Origin of the sequence: Streptomyces botrytidirepellens (assembly GCF_003721215.1) — a bacterium.
GTDB classification, from domain to species: domain Bacteria; phylum Actinomycetota; class Actinomycetes; order Streptomycetales; family Streptomycetaceae; genus Streptomyces; species Streptomyces himastatinicus.
Genome location: NZ_RIBZ01000317.1, coordinates 1 through 24,614 on the forward strand (window position 1 = coordinate 1; position 24,614 = coordinate 24,614).

Sequence of the window (24,614 nt, forward strand, 5' to 3'; positions counted from 1 at the left end):
CCGGGGGCGGAGCCCCCGGTTCGGGAAGGGGCGGGGTGGGGAAATCCACGGGGCTACCTGTTGTACGCGGGCATCGGCCCCCTCAGCCGGGCGCCCACCTCGTCGCACGCCGCCACCACGTCCTCCGGCAGCGGGCCCGCGGCGGCTGCCGCCAGGTTGGCGCGCAGGTGCTCGATCCGGGAGCCGCCGAGCAGCAGGGCGTCCACGCCGTCGCGGCCCAGCAGCCACCGCAGCGACAGGTCGGTCAGCGGAATGGACGCCTCGTCCGCGATCCGCCCCAGGTCGCGGACCGCCTCGAAGAGGCGGGGGTCCCAGTAGCGCTGCCGGTACATCGCGGCGAGCTTGGAGTCGCCGAAGCGGCCGGACTCGGGAATCTCCTCGAAGATATGACGTCCCGTCAACAATCCGCCGCCGAGCGGGTTGTAGACCATCGTGCGCAGGCCACTGGTGGCCGCGTACTCCCGGTACTCCTCCTCGATACGCCGGGCCAGCAGGTTGTACAGCTGCTGCGCCACCACCGGGCGCGGGGCGCCCACCCGGTCGGCGGTGTGGGTCAGTTCGGCGATCTGCCAGGCGGCGTAGTTGGAGACGCCGAGCGCGCGGACCTTGCCCTCGGCGACGAACTCGGCGACCGTGCTCAGCGTCTCCTCCAGCGGGGCCGCACGGTCGGGCTGGTGGAGGTAGAAGAGGTCGACGTGGTCGGTGCCGAGGCGGCGCAGGCTGCCTTCGAGGGCCGCGCGCATGCCGCGCGCGGACAGCGGGGAGTGCTCACCGGCGTCGGCGTGCGGCATCCCGGCCTTGGTGGCGAGGACGATCCGGTCGCGGCGGCCGGGCAGCAGCTCGGCGAGGAGGGTTTCGGTGACGCCCCCGACGTACGCGTTGGCGGTGTCCACACCCGTGACCCCGGCGTCGAGCGCTGCGTCCAGCATCGCCTCGGCACCCGCCCGGTCCACCGTGTCGCCGAAGGTCATGGTGCCCAGCACCAGCCGGGACAGCGGCACCGGGGCCCCGGGCACGGTCACCCCGCCGGGCGACGCCTGGGAGGTGGTGTGGGTCTGCGCGTGCGCGTTCACTGCGTTGCTCCTGAAGTTCGGTGAGGGTCCTGGCCAGGACCATGGTCCTGGTCGGTCACGATCGCGGACACCAGGGCGCGCGGTTTGCGTCCCCGCATGGTGGCCGGGTCGAGCGCCGCGCGCCGCAGCGCCCTGGTGTACGGCTCGGTGGGCGCGGCGAGCACGTCCGCGGTCGGGCCCGATTCGACGATCCGCCCGCCGCGCATCACCACCACCTCGGAGCTGATCTCGCGGACCACTCCGAGGTTGTGGGAGATGACGATGTAGGCGAGGTTCCGTTCGGCCTGGAGTTCGCGCAGCAGCTGGAGCACCTGGGCCTGTACGGAGACGTCGAGCGCGGACGTGGCCTCGTCGCAGACGAGCAGGTCGGGCCCGCTGGCCAGGGCGCGGGCGATGCCGATCCGCTGGCGCTGGCCGCCGGAGAACTCGGCGGGGCGGCGCTGGAGGGCGCTGGTGGGCAGGCCCACCTGGTCGATCAGCTGGGCGGCCCGGCGGCCGCGATCGGCGGCGGACCGCATCCCGGCCAGCCGCAGCGGCTCGGCCACGATCTCCTCGGCGGTCAGATGCGGGTCCAGCGAGCCGTACGGGTCCTGGAAGACCATCTGCACCCGGCGCCGCAGCGGCCGCAGCCGCCGCTCGGGCAGCGACGCGATGTCGGTGCCGTCGAGCAGGATGCGTCCCTCGGTGGGGCGCAGCAGCCGGACGAGGGAGCGGGCGATGGTGGACTTGCCGCAGCCGGACTCGCCGACGATGGCGAGCGCCCCGCCGGGCGCGACGGTGAAGCCGACGCCGTCCACCGCGCGGAACACGCCGCCCGGGACCGGGTATTCGACCACCAGGTCCTCGACGGCCAACAGGGGTGTGGTCACAGCGACGCCTCCTTTGCGGAAGGAGCGGCAGGGGTCTCGTCCCAGGGGCCCAGGGTGGGGACGGCGGCGAGCAGATCGCGGGTGTACGCCTCGGCGGGGTGTTCCACGATCTGTTCGACGGGGCCGGATTCCACGAAGCGGCCGCCGCGCATGACGTGGATGCGATCGGACACCAGCCGGGCCACCCCCAGATCGTGGGTGATCATGAGCATGCCGATGCCGGTGCGCTCCTGGAGTTCCATCAGCAGGTCGAGCACGCCCGCCTGGACGGTGACGTCGAGCGCCGAGGTCGGCTCGTCGGCGACCAGCAGCTCGGGCTCGGCGGCGAGCGCGATGGCGATGAGGACGCGCTGGAGCATGCCGCCGGAGAACTGGTGGGGGTAGGCGCCCCACCGGGTCTCGGGGCGGGGGATCCGTACCCGGCCGAGCAGTTCGATGCCCTGGGCGCGGGCGTCGGCGCGGGACAGCTCCGGGTGGCGGATGCGCAGCGCCTCGGCGAGCTGGCGGCCGATGGTGTGCACCGGGCTGAGCGCGGTCATCGGGTCCTGCGGGATGAGGGAGACGCCGCGGCCGCGGATCCGGCGGGCCGCCCGGGGGTCGGCGACGACGTCGACGCCCTGGATGCGGGCGGTGCCGGACAGCACGGCCAGCCCCTCGGGCAGCAGCCGCAGCAGGCCCATCGCGGTGGTGGACTTGCCGGAGCCGGACTCGCCGATGAGGGTCACGGTCTCGCCCGCGGCGAGGGTGAAGCCGACGCCGTCGACCGCGCGGACCACACCGCGGTCGGTGATCAGCTCGATCTGGAAGTCCTCGACCTCCAGCAGCGGGGTCTGTCGGTCGCTCGTCGCGTTGCTGGTCGCGTCGCTCATCAGGAGCCCTCCGTCGCACGTCGGCGGGTACGGTCGCGCAGCCCGTCGCCCAGCAGGTTGACCCCGACCACCAGCAGCGCGATGACGAGGCCGGGCAGGGTCACCAGCCACCAGGAGGTGGTGATGTAGTCCTGGCCGTCGGAGATGATGCGCCCCCAGGTGGCGAACGGCCGCTGGGGTCCGGCGCCGAGGTAGCTGAGCGCGCTCTCCAGCAGGACGGCCTGGGCGAGCAGCAGCAGGACGACCAGGGACGCCTGGCGGACGATGTTGGGGATGATGTGGCGGGCCAGGATGGCGATCTGGCGCAGCCCCAGCACCCGGGCGGCGGCCACGTACGGCTTCTCGCGTTCGACCAGCACCAGCGAGCGGGTCAGCCGGGCCACCTCGGGCCACTGGGCGATGGCGATCACGCAGGTGATGACGGTGACGGACGGCCCGAACAGGGCGACGACGAGCAGCAGCATCATGAGCAGCGGCAGCGACATCTGCGCCTCCAGCAGCCGGGAGACGATCGCGTCGACCCAGCGGCCGAAGTATCCGGCGGCGGCGCCCGCAACGATGCCGATGAGGCCGGAGACGAGGACGGCGAGCACGCCGATCGACAGGGACACCTGGCCGCCGTGCAGCACCCGGGAGAGCAGGTCGCGGCCGAGCTGGTCGGTGCCGAAGAGATGGCCGTCGGTCAGCGGGGCGAGCCGGCGCCGGGAGAGGTCCTGGTCGTTCGCGCCGGGCAGCGGCAGCAGCTGCGCGAGGGCGACGGGCACCACCACCAGCAGGGTGCACACCGTGCCCGTCCACAGCTTGAGGCTCGCGCTGCGGCGGCGCCGGGTGGCGGTCGCGCGGACCAGGTCGCGGGCGGTGACCCGGCTGGCGCGGACCGCGGGCGTGGCCTCGGCGGGGGCCGGGGATCCGGTGGGGGCCGGGGGTTCGAGGGCGCCTTTCATGTCTCAGGCCGCCTTTCCCAGGCGTACCCGCGGGTCGAGCAGCGGGTAGGCCAGGTCGATGAGGAGTTGGACGAGGACCGCCAGCGCGGCGGTGACCAGGACGGTCGCCTGGATCAGCGGGTAGTCGCGGGTCTCCAGGGCGCGGACGACGAGCGAGCCGACGCCGGGCCAGCCGAAGACCACCTCGACCACGACGACGCCGTTGAGCATCGCGGCGAACCGGGTGCCGAGCGCGGTGAGCACCGGGATGGCGGAGTTGCCCATGGCGTAACGCCAGGTCAGGGCGCGCTCGGAGACACCGCGGGAGCGGGCAGTGGTGACGTACGGCGAGCCGAGGGCCGCGACCATCTCGCGCCGCACCAGCCGGGAGATGAGCGCCATCTGAAGGGTTGCCACGGTGACGGTGGGCAGCACCAGGCCGCTCCAGGTGGTGAAGCCGGAGGCGGGCAGGACCGGCATCAGCACGGCGAAGACGGTGAGCAGCATGACGCCGATCCAGAAGTCCGGCATGGACTGTCCGGCGATGGTCAGCACATTGGCGCCGAGTTCGCGCTTGGTGTCGGCGCGGCGGGCCATCCACACCCCCAGCGGCACGGCGACCACGGTGGTGAGCACGATGGCGGAGAAGGCGAGGGTGATGGTGTAGGGGACCCGGTCGAACACCACGTCGAAGGCGGGGGCGTGGAAGGAGTAGCTGGTCCCGAGGTCGCCGGTGAACAGATCGCGCAGGAAGACGCCGTACTGGGTGAGCAGGCTCTGATCCAGCCCGAACTGTTCACGGATCCGGGCGAGGTCCGCGGTGCTGGGGTTGGGTCCGGCCAGGGCGGCGGCCGGGTCGCCGGGTGCCATGCGCACCAGGACGAAGACGGTGGAGAGGGTCAGGAAGATGGTCAGGACGCTCTGGCCAAGGCGGCGTATCAGATAGCGCAGCACGGCTCAGCCCTCCAGGCGCACGGCGGCGAGGTCGTAGGAGTTGAGCTGGAGGAGCTTCACGTCCCGGACCCGGGAGCGGCGGGCCAGCACCACGTCGGGGACGAAGGCCCACAGGCAGGGGCGGGTGTTCCAGATCTCCTTCTGGACGGCGGCGAGCTTGGCGTTCCGCGTCTTCTCGTCGGTTTCGGCGGAGGCGTCGGCCAGCCGGTCGGCGATCTCCGGGAAGACGTAACCCTGGTAGGTGTCGCGGGTCTTCTCCTTCTCCGGGGTGCCGCCGTACATGCCCTGGAGGCTGGTGCTGGCGTGTCCGGTGGGGACGGAGAAGCCGTTGCCGAGGACGTCCCAGTCGCCGCGGCGGCCCTGCCGCCACTGCTGGATGTCGCCGCCGGGCTCGAACTGCTGGAGCGTCGGGCGGACTCCGACGGCGCGCAGCATCTCCAGGACCGCTTCCATCACCGAGGTGTCGCCGGGGAACTCCCCGGACTCCCAGATGATCTTCACCTTGAGGTCACGGTGGCCGAGCGCGGCGAGCTGCTTGCGCGCCTTGCCGGGGTCGTGGACGTAACCGCCGGTGCGTATCGCGCCCTTGAGGGCGAGCGGGACCACGCCCTCGGCCTGCTGGGCGGATCCGGTGAGCACGTCGTCGACGAGGGACTTCCCGTCGATGGCGTAGCTCAGCGCCTCGCGCACCCGCGGGTCGGCCAGCGGATGGCCGTGGGGCTTGCGGAAGTTGAAGAACAGCTGGTTCACGCGGGTGCCGGTGGTGCGGTCCAGGCGCACCCCGGGCAGCCCGCGCAACTGCTCGGCCGAGTCGGGCGTGATGGTGTCGATGACGTCCAGTTCGCCGCTGCGGAGCGAGACCACGCGGCTGGACTCCTCGGGGACGAAGCGGACCCGCACCCCCGGGGTGGCGGGGCGCCGTCCCCAGTACCGGTCGTTGGCGGCGAGCGCGTATTCGCCGGTGCCGGAGTTCGCCGAGGTGACCACGTACGGACCGGAGCCGACGCCGCCGGACAGCTCCTCGGGCCGGTTCTTGGCGGCCGGGCTGATGAGGATGTTGGCCATCAGCTGGTCGAGGATGGGGACCGGGCGCTTGGTGTGCAGATAGAACGTGCGCTCGTCCACCGCTTCGAGGGCGGGCCGCTCGGGGAAGAGCCCGACGATGAACGAGCCGTTGACGCCCCAGTACATCTTCAGCGCGGTCGCCACGTCCTTGACGGTGACCGGGCTGCCGTCGGAGTAGCGCACCCCGTCCCGCAGCCGCACCGTCCAGCGGGTGGGCTCGGTCATCTCGAAGCGGTCGGCGAGCACCAGCTCCGGCAGGAGCCCCTTGCCCATCCGGGTCAGGCCCTGGCGGACCGCCCGCTGCACGGTGACGGCCGCGTCGAACTGGTTGAGCTTGTTGTCGAGGCTGACCAGGGAACGGTTCAGCCCCAGGCTGATGGCGCCGGGGCCGGGGCCACCGGTGGGGCCCGCGCACCCGGCGAGCGGGGCGAGGGCGAGACCTGCGGAGGCGCCCGCACCGAGGCGGAGCATGGCCCGGCGGCTGATGTCCGGGCCGCGGACGTCCGGACCGCTGCGGTCCGGGTCTTGGGGGATACGGGTCATCGTTGACCTCTCGGCGGTTCTGAGGCGAGCGACCGGCTCGCTCGACCCGCTCGGACCGGGGGGCCGGACGGGTCAAGGTGTCGCGGCGGTCACCGTGACATGGCTGCGCGCTTTACGCAATACCTCTCGCGCGGTTCGCGCAACGTGTGTCATCATCGAGACCACGGTGACCGCGTGTCCGCCGTCTGATCCCGTTCGATCACGTCTGATCACTTCCCCTGTCATGGCCATTCAAGGAGGTACGTGGAGATGCCGCCCTTCCGCGGGGTGCTGGCCATCGCCGACGACCTGTCCGGTGCCGCCGAGACGGCCGCCGGGCTGAGGTCGCGCACAACGCGCAGTCGGGTGCTCCTCCTTGGTCCTGCCGCGACCGGTCCCGAGGCGATATCCGCGACCGACGCGCGGGCCGTGACGGTGCTGGACCTCGACTCGCGCCACTGCCCGGCCGAGGACGCGGCCGACGCGGTCCGCGGCGCACTGCGGCTGGCGCCCACGGGCGACACCCTGGTCCTGAAGAAGATCGACTCGCTGCTGCGGGGCAATGTGGCCGCCGAGGTCGCCGCGCTGGCCGCGGACGGGCCGGGCGTGGTCGTCGCCCCCGCCCTGCCGGTCGCCGGGCGCGTGGTGCGCGCGGGCGTGGTGCACCTCGGCGGGGTGGCACTGCACGAGGGCGACGCCTGGCGCGCCGAGGCCACGACCCCGCCGTCCTCGGTGGCCGACGTGCTGGGCGGGCTGCCCACCGCGCTGATCCCCCTCGCGACCGTACGCGCCGCGCGGCCCACCCTGCTGTCCGCCCTGCGGGCCGCGGTGACGGCGGGGCGGGTGGCGGTCTGCGACGCGGAGACGGACGCCGACCTGGACGCGATCGTCGCGGCCTCGCTCGCCGACGACCTCCGGCTACGCCTGGTCGGCACCGGCGGCCTGGCGACCGCCCTCGGCCGCCACCTGGCGGCGAACGGCTGGCCCGCCACGGCGGACGCGCGCGCGGCCCCGGACACGGCGGCGCGGCCGGAGGCGGCGGAGTCGACGACGCGGACCGATACCGCAGGGCGCGCCGAAACCGCAGCGCGGCGGGACACCGCAGCGCAGGCGGATACGGCAGCGCGCCCCGAAACGGCGGACACCGCACCCCGCACGGCAACCGCGCCGCAGGCCGATACCGCAGGGCGCGCCGAGACCGCAGCGCGGCGGGAAACCGCAGCGCAGGCGGATACGGCAGCGCGCCCAGAGATGGCGGACACCGCACCCCGCGCGGAAACCGCGCCGCGGGCCGACGCCGGGGAGACCGTCGACCGGCCCGTGCTGGTCGTCGTCGGTACGGCCGAGCCGGGCGCCGTCGAGCAGGTGCGCCGACTGGTCGCCGACGGCGCCGTACACGTCCCGCTCGACCTGGCCGACCTGCTGTCGGAGCCGCCCGCGGCCGCCCTGCCTCCGCTGACGGCGCCGGTCACGGTCGTCACCATCGCCCCGACCGCCGGTCCGCCGCGCGGTGCGATATCCCCCGCAACGACCGCCGTCCCGGAGGCCGTTGGCACGGCCTCCAGCCGAACGGCCTCCGCCGTGGCCGCCACAGCACGGCACCACAGCACGCCCGACGCCCCGGCGCCAACCCGGCCCGAAACCGGGCCCGACTCCGCGGTCGCCACCACCCCCACCAGCCCGGCCAACGCCCCGGAAACCGGCCCCCTGCCCGCCCGGCGGCTCGTGCACGGGCTGGCCCGGGCCGTCGCCGCCGCGCTCGCGGGGCGCGACGGCGGGGCCGACCTCGTCCTCACCGGTGGGGAGACGGCCCGCCGGGTGCTGGACGCGCTCGCGATCACCCGGCTCGACCCCGTCGGGCAGGTGCACCACGGCGCCGTACACCTCCGCACTCCCGACGGACGATCCGTCGTGACCCGCCCGGGCAGCTTCGGCGATCCCGATTCCCTGCGTCACATCGTCCGGGCGCTGCGCCCCCACTCGACCGAACGGAAGGTCACCTCATGAACGCACCCACCACCCCCGCCCCCGCCGGCCCGCTCCCGCTCATCGCGGTCACCATGGGCGACGGCGCGGGCATCGGGCCCGAGGTGATCGTCCCCGCGCTGCTCGCCCCGGAGACCCTCCGGCGCTGCCGTCCAGTGGTCATCGGGGACGCGGAGCGGCTGCGGCAGGCGGCCCGGCTGCGCGACATCGCGTGCGAGATCGTCACGGTGGGTGCGCCCGCCGAGGCCGAGTTCGGCCCGGGCCGGATCAACGTCATCGACCTCGGGCTGCTGCCCGCCGAGCTGCCCTGGGGCGAGCTGTCCGCGGTCGCCGGGGACGCCGCGTACCAGTACGTACGGGCGGCCGCCCGGCTCGCCCTGGACGGCGAGGTGCAGGGCATCTGCACCGCGCCGCTGAACAAGGAGGCCCTCCACGCGGGCGGGCACGTCTTCCCCGGCCACACGGAGCTGCTGGCCCATCTGACCGGGGTCGAGGAGGTGTCGATGATGCTGGCCACCCCGACGGTGAAGGTCATCCACGTCACCACCCACATCGGGCTCATCGACGCCGTCAACAAGATCGAGCCGGGGCTGGTCGAGCGCACCGTGCGCCGCGGCCACGACGCGATGGTCCGGGCCGGGACCCCGGAGCCGGTGATCGGGGTGTGCGGCATCAATCCGCACGCCGGGGAGAACGGACTGTTCGGCTACGGCGAGGAAGAGGAGAAGATCGTGCCCGCGCTGGAGGTGCTGCGCGAGGACGGCATCGACGCCCGCGGACCGCTCCCCGCCGACACCGCCTTCTTCCTGGCCGGGCGCGGCGACTACGACCTGATCGTGGCCATGTACCACGACCAGGGGCACGGCCCGGTCAAGGTGCTGGGCCTGGAGGCCGGGGTCAACCTCACCGTCGGCCTCCCCGTGATCCGCACCTCCGTCGACCACGGCACCGCGTTCGACATCGCCGGTACCGGCAAGGCCGACGCCGGTAGCATGATCGAGGCGCTGCGGCAGGCCGCCGAGATGTCGCCCTCCCCCGCCCGCTGACGCCCACGTGATCGAGAAGATCGAGGAAGATCGAGAAGGACGAGTGACATTGCCGGTACAGGGAGCACGGGCCCGGCGCGACCAGATCGTCCACCTCGCGACGACCACGGGCCTGGCCAGCGTGGAGGAGCTGTCCCGTACGTTCGGGGTCACCGCGTCCACCATCCGCCGTGACCTCGCCCAGCTGACCGCCGACGGTCGGCTGGCGCGGACGTACGGCGGGGCGATGGCCCTGGTCGCCCACCCCGAAGCGTCGCTGCGCCAGCGCACCGGCGAGGCGTTCGAGGCGAAGAGGGCCATCGCCCGCTGGGCGGCGTCGACCGTCCGTACCGGCGAGACGGTGCTGCTGGACGCGGGCTCGACCGTCGGCGCCCTCGCCCATGAGCTGCGCACGTCCGAGGGGCTGACGGTGGCCACGACCGGGCTCACCGCGCTCCAGGAGCTGGCCGACGTGGAGTCGGTGCGGGTGGAGTGCCTGGGCGGTACGCTCCGGCCGCTGAGCCAGAGCTTCCTGGGCCCGCTCGCCGAGGCGGCGCTGGAGCGCATGACGTTCGACCGGGTCTTCCTGGGCGCCGACGGGGTGACGGCCGAACACGGCATCTGCGAGGCGGATCTGCGCCAGACCCGGCTGAAGGAGCTGATGGCCCGGCGCGCCGAGCGGGTGTACGTGCTGGCGCACGCGGCCAAGGTCGGCCGGCGCCCGTTCCACACCTGGATACGGCTGCCGCCCGGCTGGACCTTGGTGACCGACGGCGGCGCCGACCCGGACGAGATCGGTGCGCTGCGCGCCGGGGGCGTCGAGGTCGTGATCGCGGACGACGGGAATTCCGAATAGAAACGCCGAGGAATAGCGAATTGCGCCGATAAACGGCAATCCATGGGCAATCCATAACGGATAGGATGGAATAGGCCGTTATGGCGTCGGGGGTTTTCCCCCATTCGGCGCCGTAGCCATGCGTGGGCAGGAAGCGATCGGGCACCCGCCCCGCATATGAGGTGGCCACACCGTCTCATGAGCTTTTGGAGGACACCGTGGCACGGCACATCAACCCGATTTCCGCCGCCGACCCGACGCAGCCCGACGACCCGGTGCCGCCGAACCCGACCCCGTCGCCCGGGCCGGGCGGTCCGGAGCCAGGACCCGCGCCGGGGCCCGTGCCCGGTCCGCCCCCGGGACCGCCGCCGGACCCGGTGCCGTCGCCCCCGCCGGAGCCACCGCCGAATCCCACCCCGGGGCCGCCTCCGGGCCCGTCCCCGGACCCGGTCCCCCATCCCCCGGGCCCCGATCCGGTCCCCGACCCCTCCCCNCCGCCTCCGGGCCCGTCCCCGGACCCGGTCCCCCATCCCCCGGGCCCCGATCCGGTCCCCGACCCCTCCCCGGCGCCGGGGCCGCTGACCTGATCCGCACCACGCTTCTCCCCCTGCCGGCGTAAGCGGACGCGTGCGGGCGCGGTCGCGGTGAGATGGTCGAATCCCGGACCGGATCCCGGACCGCCAAGGAGCCGCAGATGCCGCGCACCGCACCGTCCCGCCCCGTCCTGGAGCCCGCAGCCGCCGCGTTCGCCGAGGCGACCGCGAAGCCCCCGTACCTGTACCAGATGTCGCCCGCGGAGGGCCGCAGGACGGTCGACGAGCTCCAGTCCGGCGAGGTGCCCAAGCCCGAGGTGGACGAGGAGTGGATCAGCATCACCGGGATTCCGGCCGGTGGGGTGAAGGCGCGGATCATCCGTCCGCCGAATGTCTCCGGGACCCTCCCGGTGATCCTCTATGTGCACGGCGCGGGCTGGGTGTTCGGCGATGCGCACACGCATGACCGGCTGGCCCGGGAGCTGGCGGTCGGGGTCGGCGCGGCCGTGGTGTTCCCCGAGTACGACCTCTCCCCCGAGGCCCGCTACCCGGTGGCCCTGGAGCAGTGTTACGCGGTCGGGCAGTGGATCGTGGCGCACGGCGAGGGCGCCGGGCTCGACGCGAACCGGCTCGCGGTGGCCGGGGACTCGGTCGGCGGCAACATGACCGCCGCGCTGACCCTGCTGGCCAAGGAGCGCGGCGACATCTCCCCCGTCCAGCAGGTGCTGTTCTACCCGGTGACCGACGCGAACTTCGACACCGGCTCGTACGACGAGTTCGCCGACGGCTACTACCTGACCCGCGAGGCCATGAAGTGGTTCTGGGACCAGTACACCACCGACCCCGCGCAGCGGGCCGAGATCACCGCCTCCCCGCTGCGCGCGGACACCGGACAGCTCAAGGGGCTGCCGCCCGCGCTGGTCATCACCGGTGAGGCCGATGTGCTGCGGGACGAGGGCGAGGCGTACGCGAACAAGCTCCGTGACGCCGGGGTGCCGGTGACCGCGCTGCGCATGCAGGGCATCATCCATGACTTCCTGATGCTCGACGCGCTGCGGGACACCCATGCGGCCCGGGCCGCGCTCACCCTGGCCGTGGACACCCTGCGCGACGCGCTCGGCACGGCCTGACCCCGGTGTCCCCGGTGTTCAGCCCCCGCCGCGCGCCTTGGCCTGCTGCTTCATCTGCTGTTTGTAGGCGCGCACCTTGCCGAGCGACTCGGGTCCGGTGATGTCGGCGACCGAGCGGTACGAGCCCTCCTCGCCGTACGACCCCGCCGCCTCGCGCCAGCCCTCGGGCCGCACCCCGAACCGCTTGCCGAGCAGGGCCAGGAAGATCTGGGACTTCTGCTTGCCGTAGCCGGGCAGCGCGTTCAGCCGCTTGAGGAGTTCGGCGCCGGTGGGGGCGTCGCGCCACAGGGCGGCCGCGTCGCCGTCGTAGTGCTCGACCAGGTACTGGCACAGCTGCTGGATCCGCTTGGCCATCGATCCGGGGTAGCGGTGCACGGCCGGCTTCTCCGACAGCAGCTCCGGGAACCGCTCGGGGTCGTACGCGGCGATCTCATGGGCGTCCAGGTCGTCGGCGCCCATCCGCCGCGCGATGGTGTACGGGCCGGTGAACGCCCATTCCATGGGCACCTGCTGATCGAGCAGCATGCCGGTCAGGAGGGCGAGGGGGCTGCGCGCGAGCAGGGCGTCGGCCTCGGGCTGCTGGGCGAGACGAAGGGTGGCGTCCATCCCCGGCGGATACCCACCGCTCCGATACCGAATCTCCCAGGGTCACAATTCCTCCCAAAGATGCAGGAATGGTGGGGCGATTTGGTCGAATTGCACGACCTTGGGGGGCGTGCGAGCCTGGTTGCGACCGCAGAACCGACCGTGCAACCGATCGCCCTCTCCAGAGCGGGACCTCACCGCTTCACCGCTGTGCCGCGGGCAGGCCGTGACATCGGACCACGGAGGCGAGTGACCATGTCAGCAACCGCGACTCGCCGCCGACGCCATGACGACACCCCCGACACCGGCGGCGCCTTTCTGCGCATGTCCCGGCTGCCGTCCGGACCGGAGCGCGACGCGCTGCGCGAGGCGATCATCTGCGAGTGGCTGCCGGTCGCCAAACGCCTGGCGCTGCGCTTCCGCAACAAGGGCGAGAACATGGAGGACCTCACCCAGGTCGCCTCGCTGGCCCTGGTGAAGGCCGTCGACCGCTACAACCCGGACCTCGGCCACGCCTTCCCCTCGTATGCGATCCCCGTCATCACCGGCGAGCTGAAGCGCCACTTCCGCGACTATCTGTGGACGCTGCACATCCCGCGCAACATCCAGGAGGTCCGCTCCCGCACCCGCTCGGCGCGCGACGCGCTGGAACAGGAGCTGGGCGGCCGTACCCCGACCATCGGGGAGATCAGCACCCGCACCGGCATGCCGCAGGAGGACGTGCGCGCCGGTCTGGAGGCGAGCGCCTCCTGCACCCCTCTGTCCCTCAACGCCGCGGTGCAGGGCGCCGAGGAGCGGCTGCTCGCCGAGACGGTCGGCGCGGACGACGCCGCGATCGAACAGGTCGTCAACCGGGAGTCGCTGCGGGTGCTCATCGCGAACCTCTCCGAACAGGACCGCTACGTGCTCTACCTGCGGTTCTTCGCCGGGCTTTCACAGAGCCAGATCGGCGAGATCCTCGGCTTCTCGCAGATGCACATATCCCGCAGGCTGTCCCGGCTCTACAGCGAGCTGCGCCAGGGGCTGCTGGCCCACGCGTAGCCCGCGTAGTCCCCGTTGTTCTCCCCCGGCAGGAGGTGCCGATGCGCTCCGAGACCGCCCGTATCGCCGCGGATGACGCCCTGCTCGTGGGCGATCTGGCCCTTCCCGAACACCCTTCGGCCGTGGTGGCCTTCGCGCACGGCAGCGGCAGTTCCCGGCACAGCCCGCGCAACCGCGCGGTGGCCGGGGTGCTCCAGGGGGCGGGGCTCGCGACGCTGCTGTTCGACCTGCTCACCGACGCCGAGGAGCGGGTGGACGCGATCACCGCGGAGCACCGCTTCGACATCCCGCTGCTGGGACGGCGGCTGGTGGCGGCGGTCGACTGGCTCGCCGGGCACCCCGGCACCAGCGGACTGCCGGTGGGCCTGTTCGGAGCGAGTACGGGCGCGGCGGCCGCCCTGACCGCCGCGGCGGAGCGGCCGGAGCGGGTGCGGGCCGTGGTGTCCCGGGGCGGGCGCCCGGACCTGGCGGGCGGGGTGCTGAACCGGGTGGGCGCGCCGGTGCTGCTGGTGGTGGGCGGCGACGACCACGAGGTGCTGGGGCTGAACGAGCAGGCCGCCGCGATGCTGGCCGCGCCGCACGAGGTCCATGTGGTGCCCGGGGCGACCCATCTCTTCGAGGAGCCCGGGGCGCTGGAACAGGCGGCGGAGGCGGCGCGGGACTGGTTCGTTCGCATGGCCGAGCAGCACGACGCCCAGCGCTAGGGGGTCAGCCGCCCAGTACCTCGCGCAGGTCGTACGAGACCGGCTCCTCCAGCTGTGCGTAGGTGCACTCCCCCGGCTCGCGGTCGGGCCGCCAGCGCCGGAACCGGGCCGTGTGCCGGAAGCGGTCGCCCTGCATGTGGTCGTACGCCACCTCGCACACCCGCTCCGGGCGCAGCGGCAGCCAGGAGAGGTCCTTGACGCCGGTCCAGCGGCTGGGCGCGCCCGGCATCCGGCTCTGGGCGTGGGCCTCCTCCCGCGCCCAGTCGGCCCACGGGTGGCCCTCGACCGACTCCATGCGCAGCGGCTCCAGTTCGGTCATCAGCTCCTGGCGGCGGCGCATCGGGAACGCGGCGCAGACGCCGACGTGCTGGAGGCGGTCGGTGGCGTCGTGCAGGCCGAGCAGCAGGGAGCCGACGACCGGTCCGGACTTGTGCAGCCGCAAGCCCGCCACCACGCAGTCGGCGGTCCGCTCGTGCTTGACCTTGACCATGACGCGCTCGCCGGGCCGGTAGCCGAGGTCGGGGCGCTTGGCGACGATGCCGTCGAGCCCGGCGCCCTCGTAGTGGTCGAACCACCGCCGGGCCACGTCGACGTCGTCGGTCCAGGGGGCGGTGAAGACGGGGTCGGTGGCCTCGCGCAGCGCCTCGGTCAGGGCGTCGCGGCGCTCGCCGAGGGGCGCGTCCATGTACGAGGTGTCGCCGAGGGCGAGGAGGTCGAACGCGACGAAGCCCGCCGGGGTGGTACGGGCCAGCATCCGCACCCGGGAGTCGGCGGGGTGGATGCGCTCCAGGAGGGCGTCGAAGTCGAGGCGCCCCTCGCGCGCGATGACGATCTCGCCGTCCAGGACGCAGCGCGGCGGCAGATGGGTGCGGAAGGCGTCGACGAGTTCGGGGAAGTAGCGGGTGAGCGGCTTGCCGGTGCGGCTGCCGACCTCGACCTCGTCCCCGTCGCGGAACACGATGGCCCGGAAGCCGTCCCACTTCGCCTCGTACCGCATGCCGGGCGGGATCGTGGCCACCGACTTGGCCAGCATCGGTGCCACCGGGGGCATCACCGGAAGGTCCATGATGTCTTCGATTGTGCGGCCGCCGGGGCCCGCGCGCCCGCCGGGAGGTGGAGCGGGCGGAGTGGACCTAGCGTTGGTGTATGGCAGAGACGGTGGAGCTTGACGTCGGTGGGCGCACGGTACGGCTGTCCAACCCCGGGAAGGTGTACTTCCCGGAGCGGGGCTTCACCAAGCTCGACCTCGCCCGCTACTACCTCGCCGTCGGCGACGGTGCGCTGCGCGCGCTGCGGGACCGGCCGACGACGCTGGAGCGCTACCCGGAGGGGGTGGCGGGGGAATCGTTCTTCCAGAAGCGGGCGCCGAAGAACCTTCCCGACTGGATCCCGACCGGCCGCATCTCCTTCCCCAGCGGGCGGTACGCGGACGAGCTGTGCCCCACCGAGACGGCGGCCGTGGTGTGGGCCGCCAACCTGGGCTGTCTGACCTTCCATCCGTGGCCGGTGCGGCGCGGCGACACCGAGCACCCCGATGAGCTGCGCATCGACCTCGACCCGCAGCCGGGCACCGACTACGGGGACGCGGTGCGGGCCGCGGGCGAGCTGCGCCAAGTGCTGGACGAGCTGGGGCTGCGGGGCTGGCCCAAGACCTCCGGCGGGCGGGGGCTGCACGTCTTCGTGCCCATCGTGCCGGAGTGGACCTTCACCCAGGTGCGGCGCTCGGCGATCGCGGTCGCGCGCGAGCTGGAGCGGCGGGCGCCGGAGCGGATCACCACGGCGTGGTGGAAGGAGGAGCGCGGCGAGAAGATCTTCGTGGATTACAACCAGACCGCGCGCGACCGCACCATCGCCAGCGCCTATTCCGTACGCCCCCGGCCGCACGCCCCGGTCTCCGCGCCGCTGCGCTGGGACGAGGTGCCCGACGCCCGGCCGCGCGACTTCGACCTGGCGTCCATGCCGGTGCGCTACCGGGAGGTGGGCGATGTGCACGCGGACATGGACGAGCACGCGTACCGGCTGGAGGCCGCGCTGGAACTCGCCGACCGGGACGAGCGGGAGCACGGTCTCGGCGACCTTCCGTATCCGCCGGAGCACCCCAAGATGAAGGGCGAGCCGAAGCGGGTGCAGCCGAGCCGGGCCAAGCACTGAGCCGCGCGTCAGGTGCGAGAATCGCGGCATGGCTGTCTTCACTCATCCGGACCGCCACCGGGTGGCCGTGCTCGTGCGGCACGGGATGCTGCCGTTCGAGCTGGGCATGGCGCACCGCCTGTTCGGCCGGGCCGTCTCGGCGTCCGGCGAGCCGCTGTACGAGGTGGTGACGTGTGCGCTGGTGCCCGGTGAGGTGCGTACGGACTCCGACGTCAGCGTCAACGTCGCCCACGGCCCGGAGGCGCTGCCCGAGGCCGACACGGTGATCGTCCCGGCCGCCAACGAGAAGGACGAGCCGCAGACCGAGGGCCGTCTCGGCCCCGCGCTGGCCGACGCCTTCGCCCGCATCCGGCGGCCCGGCACCCGCATCGCCTCCATCTGCACCGGCGCGTTCGTCCTGGCCGCGGCCGGGCTGCTGGACGGCCGCCGGGCGACGACGCACTGGCAGGCCGCCGACCAGTTCCGGGCGCTGTACCCGTCGGTCGAGCTGGACCCGGACGTCCTGTACGCCGACGAGGGCGACGTCCTCACCTCCGCCGGGGACGCCTCCGGCATCGACCTGCTGCTCCATCTGATCCGGCTCGACCACGGCTCCGCGGTGGCGGGCGAGGTCGCGCGGGGCGCCGTGGTGGCGCCGCACCGCGACGGCGGCCAGGCCCAGTTCATCCGCCGCCCCGTCCCCGCGCCGCACGGCTCCTCCACCCGGGAGGCGCGGGCCTGGGCCCTGACCCGCCTCGACCGCCCGCTGACCCTCGCGGAGCTGGCCGCGCACGAGTCGATGAGCGTGCGGACGTTCTCGCGCCGGTTCCGGGAGGAGGTCGGCATGACGCCCGTGCGATGGCTGACCCAGCGCCGGGTGGAGCGGGCGTGCCAGCTGCTGGAGGAGACGGATCTGCCGGTGGACCAGGTGGCGGCGGAGGCGGGCTTCGGCACGGCGGCGTCGCTGAGGATGCACCTGCGCGACGCGCTGGGCGTCTCCCCGAGCGCGTACCGCTGCACGTTCCGCGGCGAGTAGCCCTACCGCCGGGGGGCCACGAACTGTTCCGTGCCCAGGGTGGTGAACCAGTGCTGGACCCGGTCCTCGTTGTGGGTCCGCGCCAGCGACAGCGTGAGCAGGATCCGGGCCTTCTGCGGGGTCAGGTCCTGCGCGCCGACCACGCCGCGTACGTGCGGGTCGTACACCGCGCCCGAGCCGGTGCGGGAGGCGGACGCGAACAGGACTCCGTTCTTCACGGCGTCGTCGCGGGCCTCCGTCATGGCCGGGGAGAGGCCGCCCGCGCCGGTGCCCGCGGTGACGACACCGGCCGCGCCCGCGTCGGCGAACGCCTTGACGGCCTCGGGCCCGGCGCCCTGGTAGCTGTAGGCGATCTCGACCCTCGGGAGCGGCCGCCGGGCGATGCGGTCCAGGTCGAAGGGGGTCTTCCAGCCCGGCTTGCCGCACTGCTGGACGCGCGCCGGGGCCCGGTCGATGCGGATGCGGTCCTGGTCGACGACGCCCAGCTCACCGCTGCTGCCGCTGGTGAAGGCGTTGAGCCGCAGCGCGTCGGCCTTGCGGACCTCGCGGGCGGCCTGGATCTGGTCGTTGAGCATGACGACGGTGCCGAAGCAGGTGGTGCGGCCGCTGGCGGCGAGGCGGATCGCGTTGTAGAGGTTGGCGGGGCCGTCGGAGCCGATGACCGTCCAGGGGCGCAGGGCGCCGGTGAGCACCACGGGCTTGTCGCTGCGGACGGTGAGGTCCAGCCAGTACGCGAACTCCTCCATGGTGTCCGTGCCGGTGGTGACGACGACCGCGTCGTTGGTGCGCAGCGCGTCGTCGACCGCGGTGGTGAGCCGCCGGTACTCGGGGAGGGAGTAGTCGTTGGAGTCCTTGTTGCCGAACTGCCGCGTCGTGACGTCGGCGAGCCGGTTCACCTCGGGTCTGAGGTCCTCGACCAGCCGGGACACCGGGAGCTGTCCGGATTCGTAGCTCTGGAAGGACACCCGGCTCTTGCTGACGCCCGCGATGGTGCCGCCGGTGCCGATGACGGCGACCTGCGGCTCGGGTCCGCGCTCCGGCTCCGGTGACCGTTCGGCGACGGCGAGGGCCGCGGCCGGGGTGCCGAGGCCGACGGCGATCAGGGTGATCAGGACGGCGGAACCGCGGGCGATCCGGTGCATGGGGCACCACCCAAGGTGGCATTGCGGTCATAGGCGAACATGCGGACTATTCACCGTAACCACGTTTCCCCGGCGGCGGCGAGGCAGCCGAGGGCGAGCGCCCGCACAGCCGGGCCAGCAGCAGCGCCACATCGTCGTCCGGCGCCCCGTGCAGCGCCGCGAGCACCTGGTCGCAGATCCGGTCCAGCGGGCCGTGGTGGTGGCGGCGCAGCAGCTGGACCAGGGTGTGCAGCCCGACGTCCAGCGACTCGTGCCGCTTCTCCACCAGACCGTCGGTGAACAGGGCCAGCACCGCGCCCTCGGCCAGGTCGCAGTGGACCGCGGCGAACGGGACGCCGCCGACGCCCAGCGGTGCGCCGCTGGGGGTGGCCAGCAGCTCGGCGTCGCCGTCCGGGTGGACCAGGACCGGCGGCAGATGGCCCGCGGTGGACAGCTCGCAGTGCCCGGTGCGGGGGTCGCAGACCGCGTACAGGCAGGTGGCGATGGAGTCCCCCAGGGTCTGGGTGATCTCGTCCAGGTGGCGCAGCAGCTCGACGGGCGGCAGGTCGAGCTTGGAGAAGGCACGGGTCGCGGTGCGCAGCTGTCCCATGATCGCGGCGGCGTGGATGCCCTTGCCCATGACGTCCCCGACGACCAGGCCGACCCGGCCGTCCTTCATCGGCAGCACGTCGAACCAGTCGCCGCCCGCCGCGCTGACCGCGGGCAGATAGCGGGAGGCGGTCTCCAGGCCGTCGAGGTCGCGCGGCGGCAGGGACAGCAGGCTGCGCTGGAGGGTGAGCGCGGCGTCGCGTTCCCGCCCGTACAGCCGGGCGTTGTCGATGGCGAGGGCGGCGCGCATGGCCAGCTCACAGGCGAGGGTGAGGTCGTCCTCGTCGAACGGCTTGCTGTGGACCGTACGGTGCAGGCTCAGGGTGCCGAGCACGCTGCCGCGGGCGATGAGCGGGGCCGCGATGTAGGAGTGGACGCCCTCGCGCCGCAGCACGTCGGCGGCGGCCTCGTCGCGCGCGATACGGCGTATGTCCTGCTCGGAGGTGTGGGGCACCAGGATCGGCGCGCCGTCGCGCACGCACTGGGCGATCAGGCGGTTCGCGCCGTAGCGGGCGATCTCGCCGACCGGATCGGCGGCGTGGACGGCCTCGGTGGGGTAGCCCGCGGCGACGGCGAGGGCCCGGAAGCGGGCCGAGCCGTCGCTGCGCACCCGGGCCACGGGTTCGCGGTGCACCACTGCGTCGAGGACGTCGACGGCCGCGAGGTCGGCGAGCCGGGGCACCGCCACGTCGGCGAGTTCCTGGGCGGTCTGCCGCAGGTCCAGGGTGGTGCCGATGCGGACGCCCGCGTCGGCGACGACGGCCAGCCGCTCGCGCGCCTCGGCGACCTCGCTGGCCGCCCGGTGGCGCGCGGACACGTCGATGACGGAGACGGCGATGCCGAGGACCCGGCCACCGGCGTCCTCCAGCCGGTAGTACGACTCCGACCAGGCGTGGTCGTGGTCGGGGTCGGCGGGGGTCCGGCCGATGGTCTGGTGGTCCAGGATCGGTTCCCCGGTGGCCAGGACGCGCCGCATGGCGGTCTCGATGGCCTCGGTGTCGAGCCCGGGCAGCATCTCGCTGATCCGGCGCCCGCGCACCAGGGGTTCGGGCATGCCGTTCATGCTCTGGAGCGCCGGGTTGGCGCGCAGCCACCGCAGCTCGGTGTCGAAGACCGCGAGCCCGACGGGCGACTGCTCGATCAGCAGGCCCGATACGGCCAGATCGGTCTCGACCCGCCGTACGGTCGCCTCGTCGGCCGCCAGCCCGAGGGCGTACGCGTCGCCGTGGCTGTCGTGGAGGCCCATGGTGTGGAACTCGACGCGCACCGTGGTGCCGTCCCGGCGCCGGACGGGAAAGACGCCCGCCCAGGTGTCGCCCGCCCGGACCCGGGCGAACAGGTCCCTGGCCGCCCGCCGGTCCTCCGGGCGGACGAGCAGATGGTCCGAGCGGCGCCCGAGGGCCTCGGCCGCGGAGAAGCCGAACAGCAGCTCCGCCTCGGGGCTCCACAGGGTGATGCGGCCGTCGGCGTCGAGCACCACGGCGGCGACCCGCAGGAGGTCGAGCACCCCGCCCGCGACGGTGGTCAGGCCGTCCCCACCCGTCGGGTCCGCCTCGCAGTCCTGGTCAAGACGGTCATGCGTCGTCATACCGGCACCTCACCGGCTCGCCGTGCCCTCCCTCTGTCATACCTCGCCCCGCGCACCGGCGCACCACCGATGGGGGATGCGGGCACGGTCAGATGGTGAACGGGCGCTGCCGGGCGAAGTCCGGGCGCTCGGCTCCGGCCATGACCAGATGGGGGGTCTGGTCCGGGGGCATCCTCCTGACGATCTCCCGGTGCAGCGCGCGGTAGCTGCCCGAGAACACGCCGCCCCGCCACACCTCCAGCAGGGTGCCGGTGAACAGCCCGTTGACGGTGCCGTCGGCGGAGGTCTGGTTGTCCTGGCAGCCGGAGATGTGCAGCACGCTGGCGTCGATCTTCGCGAGGTCCTTGGCGGTGCAGGACTTCTGGATCCGGTCGTAGAGGTCGCGGTCGCGTGCGTAGACCGCGGACTGCACGGGCTGGGGCATGGCACGCAGCCTCCTGCCGACCTCGCGGGGGTCGTCGGTGTCGAAGCGGCGGCCGAGTTCACCCGCGCTGAGCACCTCGGGCAGCCGCCGGGCGACCCTACCGCTGTGGCAGCTGTCGGAGAGCATCCAGATCCGTACGCCCTTGGCGAACTTGCCGAACAGCGCGAACAGCTCGTCGTCGACCAGCTGGCGGTCGTACAGCGCCCAGGTCCCGTCCAGCCGGTCGCCGGTCTCGTCGTGGTTGAGGTCGGGCACCTGACCGCCGTGGCCGGAGTAGGTGAGGAAGAGGATGTCGCCCTCGGCCAGCCGCCCGGCCGCGGTCTCCAGCGCGGAGGTGACCGCCTCGGCGGTGGCGGCGCCGCCCAGCAGCGGGCCGGTGACCTCGAAGCCCGCGGCACCGGCGAGCCGGGCCATGTCGGTCGCGTCCTGCTCGCAGGCGGTCAGCTCACCGCTCCAGCCGTCGTACGCCAAGAGGTCGACCTGGTTGAGTCCGATGTGCACGGAGAGACCGATGGGCATGGGGGCTCCTCGGGTGACGGTCGGTCGGCGAGTGCGCGGCGCGGCCGCCCCGCGGGCGACGGATCGCCCTCCCCAGGATGATGCGGGCCCCTCCCCCGCCCCGCCCTGTTTTCCGGGCCCATACGGGGGGCGAGGCCGGGGAACTACTCCCCCGTGCCCCGGGTCGCGGGGCGGAACGACAGGGCGTGCACGACGAGGTCGGCGGTGCGCTCCAGATAGCCGGGCTCGGGCGGCATGCCCCGCACCGCGATACGCCAGTAGACCGGCGCGGCGAGCAGGTCGAGCGCCAGCTCGCGGTCCGTGTCCGGCGGCAGCTCACCGCGCTCCACCGCCCGGTCCAGCAGGACGACGGCGCGGGCGCGGCGCGGCGCGCCGATGCCGACGGCGAGCGCCTCCGCCAGCGCCTCGTCCCGGCGCGCCTCGACGATCAGGTCCGGGATGATCCGGCTGAACCGCGGATGGGTCAGCCAGTCGGCGACCGCCCGCAGCGCGGCGAGCACGTCGCCGCGCAGCGACCCGGAGTCGGGCAGGTCGACCATCGCGACGCTCAGCTCGGACGCGACGTCGATGACCATCTGCTGCTTGGAGGGCCACCGCCGGTACAGCGCGCTCTTGCCGACCCCAGCCCGCTTGGCGACGGCCTCCATCGACAGCCGCCCGTAGCCCTGTTCGGCGAGTTCGTCGAGGACGGCCGCGCGGATGGCCTCGGTCTTGGCCGGGCGCAGCGTGGCGGCGCCGCTCGGGGCGCGCCGGGTGGGCGAGGTGGAGCGGGAGGGTTCCGGCATGGGCCGAGCCTAGCAGATGGACGGGACGGTACCGTTCTGTTTACAGTGTGGACGGGACGGTACCGTCCCGTCCATTCAGTGAAAGGGAAGCCTCATGGACGAACGCGTCAGGGTGTACGAGCGGATGAAGGAGCTCCTGCTCGCCCACGACATGCGGGGGTTCGCGGATCTGTGGGCCGAGGACGGCACCATGGAGTTCCCGTTCGCCCCGCCCGGATGGCCGCGCAGGCTGGAGGGGCGCGCGGCGGTGTGGGACTACGTGCGCGACTACACCGACCACATCGATCTGCGGGCCGTCGCCCAGGAGACCGTGCACCGGACCGCGGACCCCGGCGTCCTGATCGTGGAGTTCACGATGGAGGCCGTCGCCGTCCCCACCGGCCGCCCGCTCCGGATCGACTACGTCGCCGTCATCACCGTCGCCGGAGGCGAGATCGTCTCGTACCGGGACTACTGGAATCCGCTCATGCTGAACGACGGACTGACCTTCGGCGCCGAGGGAGGCCGGACCGATGCCTGAGCCCACGACCGGAACCACCGCTGAACCCACCGTGCTGGTCACCGGCGCGACCGGGAACACCGGCTCGCGCGTCGTACAGCGCTTGCGGGAGCGCGGCGCGGCGGTCCGGGCGGCCGCCCGGCGGCCCGGACCGGAGACGGGCGCGGACGGGGTGCGCTTCGACTGGTACGACCCGGCCACCCATGCCGCCGCGCTGACCGGGGTGGAGCGGGTCTATCTGGTCGCCCCCGTCGGCGAGGCCGACCCGGTGCCCGTGGTCGAACCGTTCCTGGCCGCCGCGCTCGACCGGGGCGTACGGCGGGTGGTGCTGCTCAGCTCCTCCGCGATCCCCGCCGACGCGCCGGGCCTGGGCGCGCTGCACCGGCTCGTACGGGACACGGTGCCCGAGTGGGCGGTGCTGCGGCCGTCGTGGTTCATGCAGAACTTCACCGGCGACCACGCGGTGGCCCATGCCATCCGCGGCGACGGCCGGATCGTCACCGCGACCGGTGACGGCCGGGTCGGCTTCGTCGACGCGGACGACATCGCCGCCGTCGCCGTCCGGGCCCTGCTGGACGACCGCCCGCACAACACGGACCACGTCATCACCGGCCCGGAGGCGATCGGCTACGCCGACGCGGCACGCATCGTGGCCGAGGTCTCCGGACGCCGGGTCAGCCATGTCACGGTGACGCCCGGGGCGTTGCGGGAGCGGCTGGCGGAGGCGGGGATGCCGCGGGAGTTCGCGGCGGTGCTGGCGGGCCTGGACGAGGACATCCGGGGCGGCGCGGAGGACCGTACGACGGACACGGTCCTCCGGGTCACCGGCCGCGAGCCCCGGTCGTTCCGCGACTTCGCGACGGCCCACCGGGCGGCTTGGGCCTAGGGAGTTTCAGCGCAGCAGCAGCTGCAATCCGCCCAGCACGGTCGCCGCGATCACCAGCCGCTCGAAGAGCAGCTGGTCGATCCGGTCGACGCACGCCTTGCCGAGGATGGCGCCGGGTATCACGAAGAGCGCGAGACCCGCGTCCAGCAGCAGGGAGTGGCCGTCGATCAGGCCGAGATTGACGCTGAAGGGCACCTTGCACACGTTCACGATGAAGAAGAACCAGGCCGAGGTGCCCAGGAAGCCGAGCTTCTGGAAGCCGGAGGAGATCAGATAGAGGGACATCACCGGGCCGCCCGCGTTGGCGACCATGGTGGTGAACCCGCCGAGCGCCCCGTACGAACCGGCCTTGGCCCGGCCGCCGGTGCCACCGGCAGGCTGGGCGGCCGCCGCGTCCGCCCCCGAGCGCCGCCGCCACACCGTGACGCCGGCCATGAACAGCAGGATCGCGCCGATCGACACGCGCACCGCCGCGTCGTCGGCCCACAGCATGAACACCCAGCCCGCCACCACGCCGACGGCGACCGCGGGAAGCAGCCGCCACAGGGTGGCCCAGTGGGCGTGCCGCCGGTAGGTGAAGACGGCGAGCACATCGCCGACGATGAGCAGCGGCAGCAGCACCCCCGTCGACTCACGGGCGGGCAGTACGGCCGCGAAGATGGCGAGGCTGACCGTGTTGGCCCCGCTGACGGCGGTCTTCGAGAAGCCGACGAGCAGGGCCGCGCCGGCGAGCGCGGCCAGTTCCCAGAGGGCGATGGTGTTCATGCCACGACACGATGCTACGTCCCCACCTGCGCGGATACGGCGGGGTGGCGCTGAGCCCCCTAGATGAATGAGTCCGATGTCTGGGCTGGCCGCGACCATGGCGAAGGGCGTCCGTTGGCCTGAGTGTGACTTCTGGCT

The 24,614-nt window shown here is 73.3% G+C and carries 23 protein-coding genes; 10 read left to right on the forward strand and 13 right to left on the reverse strand.

The window, feature by feature from the left end; genetic code table 11:
- Positions 1 to 53: 53 nt before the first annotated feature.
- Genes EEJ42_RS27315 through EEJ42_RS27340 form a run of 6 tightly spaced genes read right to left on the reverse strand, consistent with a single transcriptional unit; the run spans position 54 to position 6,296 of the window.
- On the reverse strand, positions 54 to 1,073 hold the full coding sequence (locus EEJ42_RS27315) for an aldo/keto reductase (RefSeq protein ID WP_123103941.1): 1,020 nt from the start codon (positions 1,071 to 1,073) through the stop codon (positions 54 to 56).
- Positions 1,070 to 1,942 carry an ATP-binding cassette domain-containing protein gene (locus tag EEJ42_RS27320; RefSeq protein WP_123103942.1) on the reverse strand — a complete coding sequence of 291 codons (873 nt, stop codon included), beginning with the start codon at positions 1,940 to 1,942 and terminating at the stop codon, positions 1,070 to 1,072. Before EEJ42_RS27320 ends, EEJ42_RS27315 begins: the two co-directional genes overlap by 4 nt.
- The gene (locus EEJ42_RS27325; RefSeq protein WP_123103943.1) at positions 1,939 to 2,811 is read right to left on the reverse strand and encodes an ABC transporter ATP-binding protein; all 873 of its coding nucleotides are present in this window, start codon (positions 2,809 to 2,811) and stop codon (positions 1,939 to 1,941) included. The genes EEJ42_RS27320 and EEJ42_RS27325 overlap by 4 nt, the downstream gene beginning before the upstream one ends.
- Entirely contained in the window at positions 2,811 to 3,755 is a 945-nt protein-coding gene (locus EEJ42_RS27330; protein WP_123103944.1) for an ABC transporter permease, read from the reverse strand. Before EEJ42_RS27330 ends, EEJ42_RS27325 begins: the two co-directional genes overlap by 1 nt.
- A gap of 3 nt (positions 3,756 to 3,758) precedes the next feature.
- Complete coding sequence (locus EEJ42_RS27335; RefSeq protein ID WP_123103945.1) at positions 3,759 to 4,688, reverse strand: ABC transporter permease; 930 nt, start codon at positions 4,686 to 4,688, stop codon at positions 3,759 to 3,761.
- Positions 4,689 to 4,691: 3 nt separating this feature from the next.
- Positions 4,692 to 6,296 (reverse strand): ABC transporter substrate-binding protein, encoded by a 1,605-nt coding sequence (locus EEJ42_RS27340; RefSeq protein WP_123103946.1) that lies wholly within the window; start codon positions 6,294 to 6,296, stop codon positions 4,692 to 4,694.
- A gap of 249 nt (positions 6,297 to 6,545) precedes the next feature.
- Between EEJ42_RS27340 and EEJ42_RS53175 the strand changes: the two genes are divergently transcribed.
- The 4 genes from EEJ42_RS53175 (at position 6,546) to EEJ42_RS27365 (ending at position 11,784) form a co-directional block, all read left to right on the forward strand.
- A complete protein-coding gene (locus EEJ42_RS53175; RefSeq protein WP_246097425.1) occupies positions 6,546 to 8,282 on the forward strand; it encodes a four-carbon acid sugar kinase family protein in 1,737 nt (578 codons plus the stop codon).
- Positions 8,279 to 9,307 carry a 4-hydroxythreonine-4-phosphate dehydrogenase PdxA gene (pdxA, locus tag EEJ42_RS27355; protein WP_123103947.1) on the forward strand — a complete coding sequence of 343 codons (1,029 nt, stop codon included), beginning with the start codon at positions 8,279 to 8,281 and terminating at the stop codon, positions 9,305 to 9,307. The genes EEJ42_RS53175 and pdxA overlap by 4 nt, the downstream gene beginning before the upstream one ends.
- A gap of 49 nt (positions 9,308 to 9,356) precedes the next feature.
- Positions 9,357 to 10,142 (forward strand): DeoR/GlpR family DNA-binding transcription regulator, encoded by a 786-nt coding sequence (locus EEJ42_RS27360; protein ID WP_123103949.1) that lies wholly within the window; start codon positions 9,357 to 9,359, stop codon positions 10,140 to 10,142.
- A 673-nt stretch (positions 10,143 to 10,815) separates the two neighbouring features.
- Positions 10,816 to 11,784 carry an alpha/beta hydrolase gene (locus EEJ42_RS27365; RefSeq protein WP_123103977.1) on the forward strand — a complete coding sequence of 323 codons (969 nt, stop codon included), beginning with the start codon at positions 10,816 to 10,818 and terminating at the stop codon, positions 11,782 to 11,784.
- Positions 11,785 to 11,802: 18 nt separating this feature from the next.
- Here the strand turns inward: EEJ42_RS27365 and EEJ42_RS27370 are convergent, their stop codons facing one another.
- Positions 11,803 to 12,390 (reverse strand): HhH-GPD-type base excision DNA repair protein, encoded by a 588-nt coding sequence (locus EEJ42_RS27370; RefSeq protein ID WP_123103951.1) that lies wholly within the window; start codon positions 12,388 to 12,390, stop codon positions 11,803 to 11,805.
- A gap of 234 nt (positions 12,391 to 12,624) precedes the next feature.
- Here EEJ42_RS27370 and EEJ42_RS27375 point away from each other — a divergent pair, with 234 nt between their 5' ends.
- Entirely contained in the window at positions 12,625 to 13,410 is a 786-nt protein-coding gene (locus EEJ42_RS27375; protein ID WP_123103979.1) for a SigB/SigF/SigG family RNA polymerase sigma factor, read from the forward strand.
- Positions 13,411 to 13,451: 41 nt separating this feature from the next.
- On the forward strand, positions 13,452 to 14,114 hold the full coding sequence (locus tag EEJ42_RS27380; RefSeq protein WP_123103953.1) for a dienelactone hydrolase family protein: 663 nt from the start codon (positions 13,452 to 13,454) through the stop codon (positions 14,112 to 14,114).
- A 4-nt stretch (positions 14,115 to 14,118) separates the two neighbouring features.
- On the opposite strand, the gene EEJ42_RS27385 is transcribed toward EEJ42_RS27380, so the two are convergent.
- Positions 14,119 to 15,180: an ATP-dependent DNA ligase gene (locus tag EEJ42_RS27385; protein WP_123103955.1), complete on the reverse strand. Its 1,062-nt coding sequence runs from the start codon at positions 15,178 to 15,180 to the stop codon at positions 14,119 to 14,121.
- A gap of 80 nt (positions 15,181 to 15,260) precedes the next feature.
- On the opposite strand from EEJ42_RS27385, the gene ligD reads away from it, so the two are divergent.
- The gene (gene ligD, locus EEJ42_RS27390; RefSeq protein ID WP_123103957.1) at positions 15,261 to 16,265 is read left to right on the forward strand and encodes a non-homologous end-joining DNA ligase; all 1,005 of its coding nucleotides are present in this window, start codon (positions 15,261 to 15,263) and stop codon (positions 16,263 to 16,265) included.
- A gap of 28 nt (positions 16,266 to 16,293) precedes the next feature.
- Positions 16,294 to 17,280, forward strand: coding sequence for a GlxA family transcriptional regulator (locus tag EEJ42_RS27395; protein WP_123103959.1), 987 nt, complete (start codon positions 16,294 to 16,296; stop codon positions 17,278 to 17,280).
- Positions 17,281 to 17,282: 2 nt separating this feature from the next.
- Here EEJ42_RS27395 and EEJ42_RS27400 read toward each other — a convergent pair whose 3' ends face one another.
- From EEJ42_RS27400 to EEJ42_RS27415, 4 genes are all read right to left on the reverse strand, one after another.
- Positions 17,283 to 18,422 carry an asparaginase gene (locus EEJ42_RS27400; RefSeq protein WP_123103961.1) on the reverse strand — a complete coding sequence of 380 codons (1,140 nt, stop codon included), beginning with the start codon at positions 18,420 to 18,422 and terminating at the stop codon, positions 17,283 to 17,285.
- Positions 18,423 to 18,468: 46 nt separating this feature from the next.
- Positions 18,469 to 20,598 (reverse strand): SpoIIE family protein phosphatase, encoded by a 2,130-nt coding sequence (locus EEJ42_RS27405; RefSeq protein ID WP_123103963.1) that lies wholly within the window; start codon positions 20,596 to 20,598, stop codon positions 18,469 to 18,471.
- Between the two features lie 88 nt (positions 20,599 to 20,686).
- On the reverse strand, positions 20,687 to 21,541 hold the full coding sequence (locus tag EEJ42_RS27410; protein ID WP_123103965.1) for a caspase family protein: 855 nt from the start codon (positions 21,539 to 21,541) through the stop codon (positions 20,687 to 20,689).
- A gap of 143 nt (positions 21,542 to 21,684) precedes the next feature.
- Complete coding sequence (locus EEJ42_RS27415; RefSeq protein WP_123103967.1) at positions 21,685 to 22,326, reverse strand: TetR/AcrR family transcriptional regulator; 642 nt, start codon at positions 22,324 to 22,326, stop codon at positions 21,685 to 21,687.
- A 94-nt stretch (positions 22,327 to 22,420) separates the two neighbouring features.
- Here EEJ42_RS27415 and EEJ42_RS27420 point away from each other — a divergent pair, with 94 nt between their 5' ends.
- Complete coding sequence (locus EEJ42_RS27420) at positions 22,421 to 22,846, forward strand: nuclear transport factor 2 family protein (RefSeq protein WP_123103969.1); 426 nt, start codon at positions 22,421 to 22,423, stop codon at positions 22,844 to 22,846.
- Positions 22,839 to 23,711, forward strand: a complete 873-nt coding sequence (locus EEJ42_RS27425) for an NAD(P)H-binding protein (protein WP_123103971.1) — start codon at positions 22,839 to 22,841, stop codon at positions 23,709 to 23,711. The genes EEJ42_RS27420 and EEJ42_RS27425 overlap by 8 nt, the downstream gene beginning before the upstream one ends.
- A gap of 6 nt (positions 23,712 to 23,717) precedes the next feature.
- On the opposite strand, the gene EEJ42_RS27430 is transcribed toward EEJ42_RS27425, so the two are convergent.
- Positions 23,718 to 24,476, reverse strand: a complete 759-nt coding sequence (locus tag EEJ42_RS27430; RefSeq protein ID WP_123103973.1) for a sulfite exporter TauE/SafE family protein — start codon at positions 24,474 to 24,476, stop codon at positions 23,718 to 23,720.
- Positions 24,477 to 24,614 lie beyond the last annotated feature (138 nt).

Excerpts from the sequence above, each read along its gene's own strand:
- EEJ42_RS27420 (WP_123103969.1), top strand. The coding sequence starts at position 22,421 with ATGGACGAACGCGTCAGGGTGTACGAGCGGATGAAGGAGCTCCTGCTC.
- EEJ42_RS27370 (WP_123103951.1), bottom strand. The coding sequence starts at position 12,390 with ATGGACGCCACCCTTCGTCTCGCCCAGCAGCCCGAGGCCGACGCCCTG.
- EEJ42_RS27365 (WP_123103977.1), top strand. The coding sequence starts at position 10,816 with ATGCCGCGCACCGCACCGTCCCGCCCCGTCCTGGAGCCCGCAGCCGCC.
- EEJ42_RS27400 (WP_123103961.1), bottom strand. The coding sequence starts at position 18,422 with ATGCACCGGATCGCCCGCGGTTCCGCCGTCCTGATCACCCTGATCGCC.
- EEJ42_RS27340 (WP_123103946.1), bottom strand. The coding sequence starts at position 6,296 with ATGACCCGTATCCCCCAAGACCCGGACCGCAGCGGTCCGGACGTCCGC.
- EEJ42_RS27425 (WP_123103971.1), top strand. The coding sequence starts at position 22,839 with ATGCCTGAGCCCACGACCGGAACCACCGCTGAACCCACCGTGCTGGTC.
- EEJ42_RS27405 (WP_123103963.1), bottom strand. The coding sequence starts at position 20,598 with ATGACGACGCATGACCGTCTTGACCAGGACTGCGAGGCGGACCCGACG.
- EEJ42_RS27415 (WP_123103967.1), bottom strand. The coding sequence starts at position 22,326 with ATGCCGGAACCCTCCCGCTCCACCTCGCCCACCCGGCGCGCCCCGAGC.
- EEJ42_RS53175 (WP_246097425.1), top strand. The coding sequence starts at position 6,546 with ATGCCGCCCTTCCGCGGGGTGCTGGCCATCGCCGACGACCTGTCCGGT.
- EEJ42_RS27395 (WP_123103959.1), top strand. The coding sequence starts at position 16,294 with ATGGCTGTCTTCACTCATCCGGACCGCCACCGGGTGGCCGTGCTCGTG.
- EEJ42_RS27410 (WP_123103965.1), bottom strand. The coding sequence starts at position 21,541 with ATGCCCATCGGTCTCTCCGTGCACATCGGACTCAACCAGGTCGACCTC.
- pdxA (WP_123103947.1), top strand. The coding sequence starts at position 8,279 with ATGAACGCACCCACCACCCCCGCCCCCGCCGGCCCGCTCCCGCTCATC.
- EEJ42_RS27330 (WP_123103944.1), bottom strand. The coding sequence starts at position 3,755 with ATGAAAGGCGCCCTCGAACCCCCGGCCCCCACCGGATCCCCGGCCCCC.
- ligD (WP_123103957.1), top strand. The coding sequence starts at position 15,261 with ATGGCAGAGACGGTGGAGCTTGACGTCGGTGGGCGCACGGTACGGCTG.
- EEJ42_RS27325 (WP_123103943.1), bottom strand. The coding sequence starts at position 2,811 with ATGAGCGACGCGACCAGCAACGCGACGAGCGACCGACAGACCCCGCTG.
- EEJ42_RS27380 (WP_123103953.1), top strand. The coding sequence starts at position 13,452 with ATGCGCTCCGAGACCGCCCGTATCGCCGCGGATGACGCCCTGCTCGTG.
- EEJ42_RS27375 (WP_123103979.1), top strand. The coding sequence starts at position 12,625 with ATGTCAGCAACCGCGACTCGCCGCCGACGCCATGACGACACCCCCGAC.
- EEJ42_RS27430 (WP_123103973.1), bottom strand. The coding sequence starts at position 24,476 with ATGAACACCATCGCCCTCTGGGAACTGGCCGCGCTCGCCGGCGCGGCC.
- EEJ42_RS27385 (WP_123103955.1), bottom strand. The coding sequence starts at position 15,180 with ATGGACCTTCCGGTGATGCCCCCGGTGGCACCGATGCTGGCCAAGTCG.